The 8,366-nt window shown below is 74.7% G+C and carries 3 protein-coding genes; 2 read left to right on the forward strand and 1 reads right to left on the reverse strand.

The window, feature by feature from the left end; genetic code table 11:
* The coding region (locus tag E2E34_RS27145; protein WP_138904546.1) for a hypothetical protein at positions 1–4,771 on the forward strand (4,771 nt) is incomplete at its 5' end.
* Between the two features lie 213 nt (positions 4,772–4,984).
* Here E2E34_RS27145 and E2E34_RS27150 read toward each other — a convergent pair.
* Positions 4,985–5,494: a hypothetical protein gene (locus tag E2E34_RS27150; protein WP_138904547.1), complete on the reverse strand. Its 510-nt coding sequence runs from the start codon at positions 5,492–5,494 to the stop codon at positions 4,985–4,987.
* Between the two features lie 428 nt (positions 5,495–5,922).
* Here E2E34_RS27150 and E2E34_RS27155 point away from each other — a divergent pair.
* Positions 5,923–8,366, forward strand: a 2,444-nt coding sequence (locus tag E2E34_RS27155; protein WP_138904548.1) for a nitrate- and nitrite sensing domain-containing protein, incomplete at its 3' end; no start/stop codon positions are given.

An 8,366-nucleotide genomic window follows, 5' to 3' on the forward strand; every position in this document is an offset into this window, starting at 1 on the left:
CTTCCAGGACGAGCCGGTCGGACCGCCCCGCCGCCCCGCGCCCGCCGGCGTGCTCTTCCTGGAGAACGGCGGCGGCAAGTCCGTCCTGCTCAAGCTGATCTTCTCGGTGATGCTGCCGGGCCACCGCAACACGCTCGGCGGCGCGAGTTCCGGCGTACTGCGCAAGTTCCTGCTCGCCGACGACTGCGGACACGTCGCGCTGGAATGGCAGCACACGCTCACCGGTGAGTGCGTGGTCGTCGGCAAGGTGAGCGAGTGGCGCGGGCGCCAGGTGTCCAACGACCCGCGGAAGTTCGCCGAGGCCTGGTACTCCTTCCGGCCCGGCCCCGGGCTCAGCCTCGACTCGCTGCCGGTCGCCGAGTCCACCGCCGTCCGCTCGTACGGCGAAGGCGTTTCCGGGGCCCAGGGCCGCCGCCGCACCATGAAGGGCTTCCGGGACGCCATCACCGAGGCCGGCAAGGCCTACCCGCACCTCGACATCCACTGGGAGGAGATCCACGACCGCTGGAACGAACACCTCGGCGACCTCGGACTCGACCCGGAACTCTTCCGCTACCAGCGGGAGATGAACGCCGACGAGGGCGAGGCGGCCGGACTCTTCGCGGTCAAGAAGGACTCCGACTTCACCGACCTGCTGCTGCGCGCCGTCACCGACACCAGGGACACCGACGGCCTCGCCGACCTCGTCCACGGCTTCGGCAACAAACTCGGCCGCCGCGCCGAGCTCACCGCCGAGCGCGACTTCACGGCGGGCTCCGTCGACCTGCTCGGCCGCATCGTCGACGCCGCCGAGACCCGCGTGCGGGCCCGCGACGTCCACGCGGGAGCCGAGCGCAGGACCCGTACGCTCGTCCGCAGGCTCTCCGCCCGCGCCGGCGAGGAGCGTGGCCGCACCGCCGAGCTCGCCCAGCAGGTCACCGCCACCGCGCACACCGTCACCGAGGCGGAGCAGGCGCGCAGCCGCAGCTCCCTCATCGCCAGCGAACTCGCCTACCGGCACGCCTCGCTCGCCCTCACCGCCGCCGAGAAGGCGGCGGCGTCACAGCGCCGTGAGCTCGCCGACGCCCGCACCCTGCACGCCGCCTGGCAAGCCGCCGAGGCGGTACTGCGCCACCGCGCGGCAGCGGACCGGGCCGCCCGGGTGGCCGTCGCCATCCGGGAGGCCGAGCGCGACGCCGCCCCGGCGCTGGCCGCCCGCGCCACCGCCGCGGGCGAGCTCGTACGGGCGCTGCACGCGGCGGCCGAGGACGGCGAGCGCGTCGCCGCCGAGGAGGAGGAGCGCTCGGCCGCCCTCCAGGAGGCGGGTGAGGCCGCGCACCGCGACGCCACCACGGCCGCGACTCAGGCACAGCGCGCCCGTAGCGAGGCGGGCCACCTGCGCCAGCGCCTCTCCGAGGTCGAACAGGAGACGGCCGAAGCGGTGAGCGCCGGCTGGCTCGACGACACGGCCCCCGACGCCGACCCGGCGCGCGCGGCGCTCGCGGCGACCGACGCGGAGAAGACGGCCGTCGCCGCCTGGGACGCGGCGCGCGAGGCCGCGCGGGCGACGGCCGACCGCGCGAAGGAGGCCGCCGGCGCGGAGGCGCGGGCCGAACTCGCGGCGGCCCGCGCGGCGGACGCCGCTCAGGGCGCGGAGCACGCGTACGAGGCCGAGCGCCGGGCGGCACAAGCGCTGGCCGCCGAGGACCGCCTGGCCGAACTGCTCAGCCTGCCCTCCGCTCCGGCGGCCGCGGCGTCCGTGCCGCAGCCCCGCCGAGGTGCGGCCGCGCCGGACGGCGAGACCGCGCGAACCGTCGGCGCGGACGGCCGCCCCCCGCGCCAGGGTGTGCGGGCCGACGCCGGGGAGGTCCGGCCGGCCGACGTGCCCGGGGCCCCGAGCGACGCCGACGGCCCGGACGCACGCCCCGGGACGGCGGACGCGGGCCACCCCGCCGCCGAGCAGTCCGACCCCGCGGACCAGGCGGCCACCGCGACCCGTACGGACGCCTTCGGCCGGTCCACCGCGCCCGCGCCCCGCCGCACCACTCGGCGCACCGCCGATGGACCGCTCACCACGGAGGAGCTGGACCGCAACGCGGAGGACCTCCTCGTCCTCCTCGACCAGGCCATCACGTCCGCCGAGCGGCAGCTCTTCGAGCTGCGCACCGCCGCCGCCGACGACTCCCGCATCCTCGGCGCGCTCGGCGACGGAGGACTGCTGCCCCCCGGCCCGGACGTCCTGGCCACCGTCGAGTTCCTCGGCGAGCACGGCATCCCCGCCCTCCCGGGCTGGCGATACCTCGCGCAGAGCGTCGACCCGGCCGACCACGCAGCCGTCCTCGCCGCCCGGCCCGAGCTGGTCGACGGCGTCGTCATCACCGACCCCGACGCGCACGTACGGGCCCGCGAAGCCCTCGCCGGCGCGGCGCTGCTGCCCCGCTCCGCCGTCGCCGTCGGCACCGCGGCCGCGCTGCTCGCGCCCGTACCGTCGCCGCACGACGCCCCGTCCGGCCGCGCCGACGTCTTCCTCGTACCGCCGAACCCGGCGATGCACGACGAACACGCGGCCGACGAGGAACGGCAGGCGCTGCGCGCCAGGGCGACCGCCCGCGACGAGGAGATCCGCAGGCTCGCGGCCCGCCTGTCCGCGGACCGCACTCTCGCGGCCCGGCTCGGTTCCTGGCGCGCCGACTGCCCGCCCGGGATGCTCACCGAACTGGACCGGAGGGCCCGGCAGGCGGGCGAAGCGGCCGAGGCCGCCGAAGCCGTGCTCGCCGAGGCCCGTACGGCCCGCGCCGAGGCCGACGAGGCCGCGGCCGAGACCGCCCGCGTCAGGGACGAGCGCCAGGACGTGGCCCAGCGCGCCCGCCGCGTCGCCGACGCCCTCGCGGGCCTCGCCCACCGGCTGCGCGAGCGCGCCGGCTGGCTGGTCAGAGTACGAGAACTGACCGAGGAGGCCGCGGAGTCGGAGGCCAGGGCCACGGTCTGCCTCGAACGCGCCAAGGCGGCCGACGAGGACCGCCGCGCCGCCCAGCGCGCCGCCGACGACGCCCACCGGACCGCACGCACCCTGCGCGCCGAGCGGGCCGAGATCGCGGGCGTGCCCGAGACACTGCCGGAGGCGGACCCGGACGCACCGCGCGTCGCGCTGCCCGCCCTGCGCGAGGCGTACCGCGCCGCCTCCCAGCTGTACGAGAAGGTCGGCGTCGGCGCCGACCTGCGTGCCGAACAGGCCAGGGCGGAGAGCGACGAGAGCGCCGCCCTCGCCGAGCTCAACCGGCTGAGCAACAAGGTGCGCACCAGGGCCGCCCTCATGCTCGAAGGCACGGACGGCGCCGACGGCCCGTCCCGCCAGGCCGCGGTCGCCCGCGCCGAAGCGCTCGTACAGATGCTGGAGTCGCGGGCCTCCGCGGCCAGCGAGCAGCTCGGCAGGCTGCGCGGAGAGGCCGAGCGCCTCGCCCCCGAGGACGGCGCCGCCCACACCGAGCTGCCCGAGGACCTCGTGCCCCGCGACGCCGAGCACGCGCAGACGCTCCTGCGCACCGCCACGGCCGAACTCGCCGCCCGTACCGACGCACTGGACCGCGCCCGTACCGCCCACGCCGAGCTGCTGCGGGCGCACCGGGCGGCCGAGGACGCGGCGGGCGGCTTCGACGAGACGGCCGCGCAGCTGCGCGACCTGCTCAGGGATCACCACCCGGAGGACGAGGCCGCACAGGACCCCGATCCGTATCCGGGCGGCCTGGAGGAGGCGCGCCGGTCCGCCGCCGACTCCCGCCGTTCGCTGCGCGGGTGCGCGGCCGACCTGTCCGCGGCCGAGGCCGCGGTGCGCGAGGCGAGCGACGTGCTCGTACGGCACGCCAACTCGACGCGGTACGAGCAGGTACGCACCCCCGCGCGCCAGCAGATCCGCGAGCTGCCCGCCGCCTCGCTGCCCGAGCACGCGGCGGCCTGGGCGGCGGCGTTCGAGCCCAGGCTGCGGGTGCTGACGGACGAGCTGGCGCAGCTGGAACGCAACCGCGACAGCATCGTCGACCGGCTCCGGGGCCTCGTGGAGTCGGCCCTGGCGACGCTCCGCTCGGCTCAGCGGCTCTCCCAGCTGCCCGAGGGCCTGGGGGAGTGGTCCGGTCAGGAGTTTCTGCGGATCCGCTTCGAGGAGCCGGACCAGGCGACGCTCGTCGAGCGGCTCGGCGAGGTCATCGACGAGGCGACCAGCTCCGCCGTCAAGAAGAACTCCGACCTGCGCAGAGACGGCATGTCCTTGCTGCTGCGGGGTGTTCAGGCCGCGCTCCAGCCGAAGGGGATCTCGGTCGAGATCCTCAAGCCGGACGCCGTACTGCGCGCCGAGCGGGTGCCGGTCGGGCAGATGGGCGACGTCTTCTCGGGCGGGCAGCTGCTCACGGCGGCGATCGCGCTGTACTGCACCATGGCCGCGCTGCGCAGCAACGACCGGGGCCGCGACAAGCACCGGCACGCGGGCACGCTCTTCCTCGACAACCCCATCGGACGTGCCAACGCGACGTACCTGCTGGAGCTCCAGCGGGCGGTGTCCGACGCGCTCGGCGTGCAGCTGCTGTACACGACCGGGTTGTTCGACACGACCGCGCTGGCCGAGTTCCCGCTGGTCATCCGGCTGCGCAACGACGCCGACCTGCGGGCGGGGCTGAAGTACATCAGCGTGGAGGAGCACCTGCGGCCCGGACTGCCCCAGCAGGACCCCGAGGGCGAGACGGTGCACGGCGAGATCACGGCGACGCGGATGTTCAAGCGCACACCGGCGTCGGCCGAGTAGGTGGCCCCGGACCGGCCGGCTGCGCGAGGCACCCGGCCGGTCCGGGCACTTGGTCCGTCGGTCGGAACGCGGCCGGCCGGCATGCGGCTGGTCGCGGCGCGGGCCTCGTCCCGCTCCGCCGGAACGCGTGCGGTCGGGACGGGGCCGGCCGGGAGACGGGGCCGGTCGGCGCAGGTGGCCGGTCGGCGGACGTGGCCGGTCGCGGCGCGGGCCTCAGGCCTGGGAGAGCCTGCGCGTGCTCCTGCGGCCGCGTTCCTCCCGTTGCCGCGTACGTGCGGTCCTGCGGGCGACCCGGCGTGCCTTCCGCCGCTCGCGGCGCAGTTGGCGCGCCGTACTGCTCGGCACGGACACCACACCGTAGCGCTGGTTCCACACCTGGCGCGTGACCCACACGTCCAGCACGCCCCAGGTGGCCACCACCGTGCTGCCCACACTGCTCAGCACCATCGGGAAGGCCAGCCAGGACCCGGCCAGCGTGCACAGGTAGGCGACCATCGCCTGCATCAGCGTCAGCGACGTGATGATGACCGCGCGGACGGCGGCGGTACGCACCGGGTCGGGCAGCCGCGGCCGCACCGCGGGCTCGTCGACCCACAACTGCCGCTGCGCCCCCGGCGCATCGCGAGCTGCGGCATCCTCGCCGGCCTCGACCCCATCCCCGGCCTTGCCCGCGATCGTCACGGGCACCGCGGACAACGCCGTACGGCGCTCTTCCGTGTCCATCGAACCTTCACTCCCCACCGCCGCCTGGCACGCCCCTCAACTCGGGCGCGGAACTTCCGCCTTCACGAGTGGCTGCCCGCCTTGCGCCCTTTTACGCTGTCCCTTGCCGTGCGAATGCGACGCGTACGGCCTCATCCGGTCCGCTTCCCCCGTACACCAGGACGAACGGGCCGCCGCGAAGATTCCCGCGGAACGGGCAATTCCAGCCATCCACCTCCATCGGGCCGCAGGCCCGTGAACAGGTGTCCCTTGCCACAGTGGTGCCCGCCAACTCCCGGAATGGCATGACAACTCATGATCAACGCCCCAGGGGGCGGCCGAAAATCGTCCGGACGTCCCTTCGAGTTGTGCGAGTGGCAGTAGTAGGCTCACGCCGTTTATTGACGGAACACCACCTCCGCCCGACGGAGGCCGAGCTGGGGGAGGCCATGCGCTTTCGCGGGAAGTCCATCCGCCGGAAGATCGTGGCGTTGCTGTTGGTGCCTCTCGTGTCCCTCACCTCGCTGTGGGGCTTCGCCACCGTGATCACCGGCCGCGAGGCCAACCAGCTGCTGGACGTCGCCTACATCGTGGAGCAGGTGGGCTATCCCATCGAGGACACGGTCGAGGTCATCCAGCGCGAGCGCCGGCAGACACTGGTCTACCTTGCGGACCCCCGCGCCTCCGACGCCCTCGCCACTCTCCGCCGCGAACGCGCCGCCACCGACGAAGCCGTCGAGAAGATCGCGGCGCGCGCACAGGATCCCGGCGTACGCGACGACCTGCGCCCCCCGGCTGCGAAGAGTCTGGCTTCCCTCCTCGAGGCGTTCGAAGGCATCGCGACGCTGCGCGACTCCGTCGAGAGCAGCACCGTGACCCGGCGGCAGGCCCTCGACCGCTACAACCGCCTCATCGACCCCTGCTACTCCTTCCTCACCACCCTCCACGCCCTCGAAGACGTGGAGATGGACAAGCAGGGACGCGCCCTCGTCGGCGTGACCCGCGCCCGCGAGATGCTCTCCCGCGAGGACGCGCTGGTCGCGTCCGGCCTCGTCGCCGGCCAGTTCGACGCCCCCGAGCTCCGCGAGATCGCCGCACTCGCCGCCAACCGCGAGCTGCTGTACGACGTCAACCTCGAGATCCTGCCCGCCGCCGAGCGCGAGGCCTTCGCGGGCTACTGGGAGAGCCCGGCCACCGAGCCGCTGCGCACCGCCGAGGAACGCCTCATCACCGCCGGCGCCACCCAGGACCCTCGCGCCGTCACCACCAAGAGCTGGAACGAGGCCGCGACCGGCGTGCTCGACCACCTCGCCGGCGAGGGCAAGGAGGCGGGCGACCGCTACCAGGAGGCAGTCGAACCCGTCGCCCTCGGTGTCCTCGTCAAGGCGGGAGCCGCCGGTGTACTGGGCTTCCTCGCCCTGATCGTCTCGCTCTTCCTGTCCGTACGGATCGGCCGCTCCCTCATCCGCGACCTCTCGCGGCTCCGCAAGGAGGCCCACGAGATCTCCGGCGTCCGGCTGCCCAGCGTCATGCGCAGGCTCGCCGCCGGCGAGGAGGTCGACGTCGAGACCGAGGCCCCCCGCCTGGAGTTCGACAAGAACGAGATCGGTCAGGTCGGCCAGGCCCTGAACACACTGCAGCGCGCAGCCGTCGAATCGGCCGTCAAGCAGGCCGACATGCGCCGCGGCGTCTCCGAGGTCTTCGTCAACCTGGCCCGCCGCAACCAGGTCCTCCTCCACCGCCAGCTGACGCTCCTCGACACCATGGAACGCCGTACCGAGGACACCGACGAACTCGCCGACCTGTTCCGCCTCGACCACATGACCACGCGCATGCGCCGCCACGCGGAGGGCCTGGTGATCCTCTCGGGAGCGGCCCCGTCCCGGCAGTGGCGCAAGCCCGTCCAGCTCATGGACGTCGTACGGGCCGCCGTCGCCGAGGTCGAGGACTACGAGCGCATCGAGGTGCGCCGCCTGCCGCGCATCGGCGTCGGCGGGCCGGCGGTCGCCGACCTGACGCATCTGATCGCCGAACTGTTGGAGAACGCCACGGTGTTCTCACCCCCGCACACCGGGGTGCAGGTCCTCGGCGAGCGGGTCGCCAACGGCTTCACCCTCGAAATCCACGACCGCGGCCTCGGCATGACGCCCGAAGCCCTCCTCGACGCGAACCTCCGGCTCGCCGAGACGCCCGAGTTCGAGCTGTCGGACACCGACCGGCTCGGTCTGTTCGTCGTCAGCCGGCTCGCCCAGCGGCAGAACGTGCGCGTCTCGCTCCAGCAGTCGCCGTACGGCGGAACCACCGCCGTCGTCTTCATTCCGGCCGCCCTGCTCACGGACGCGCCCGAGACGAACGGCACCGGCTTCCGGCTCGACCGCAAGCACTCCACCGGCGAGCGGGACGAGGGGAAGGCGGGACCGGACGGACGCCGCAGGTCCCTGACGACGCTCTCCCGCCTGCCCGCCGAACTCGCCGCCCAGGCGGTCCTGGACGGCCCCGTCGAACTCGAACCGCCGCTGGGCGCACTGGGCCTCGAGGAGGCGTCGCTCAGCGGCGTCACCGAGATCGCGGGGGCCGCCGACCTCGACGACACGGAGAGCGAGCGGGGCGGGCTGTTCCAGGCCCGCGACCGTTCCCGGGAACGGTCGCGCGAGCGCTCCGGGGAACGGTCTCGGGAGCGTTCCGGGGAACGGTCGCGCGACCGTGCCCGCGAAGCGGCCGGCGAGCAGCACCAGCAGGCGTCGGACCACCTTCCCGGGAACGGTGAGAGCGTCCGCCCCGCCGGCCCCGTCCCGCTGCCCCGCCGCAACGCACCGACCCTCGTCACGGACAACGGCCGCCGCGTCACAGGCCGCGGGCACAGCCCCGCCGCACCTCCGGCGCCGTCGCAGCC

Source organism: Streptomyces albidochromogenes (assembly GCF_005981925.1).
GTDB classification, from domain to species: domain Bacteria; phylum Actinomycetota; class Actinomycetes; order Streptomycetales; family Streptomycetaceae; genus Streptomyces; species Streptomyces albidochromogenes.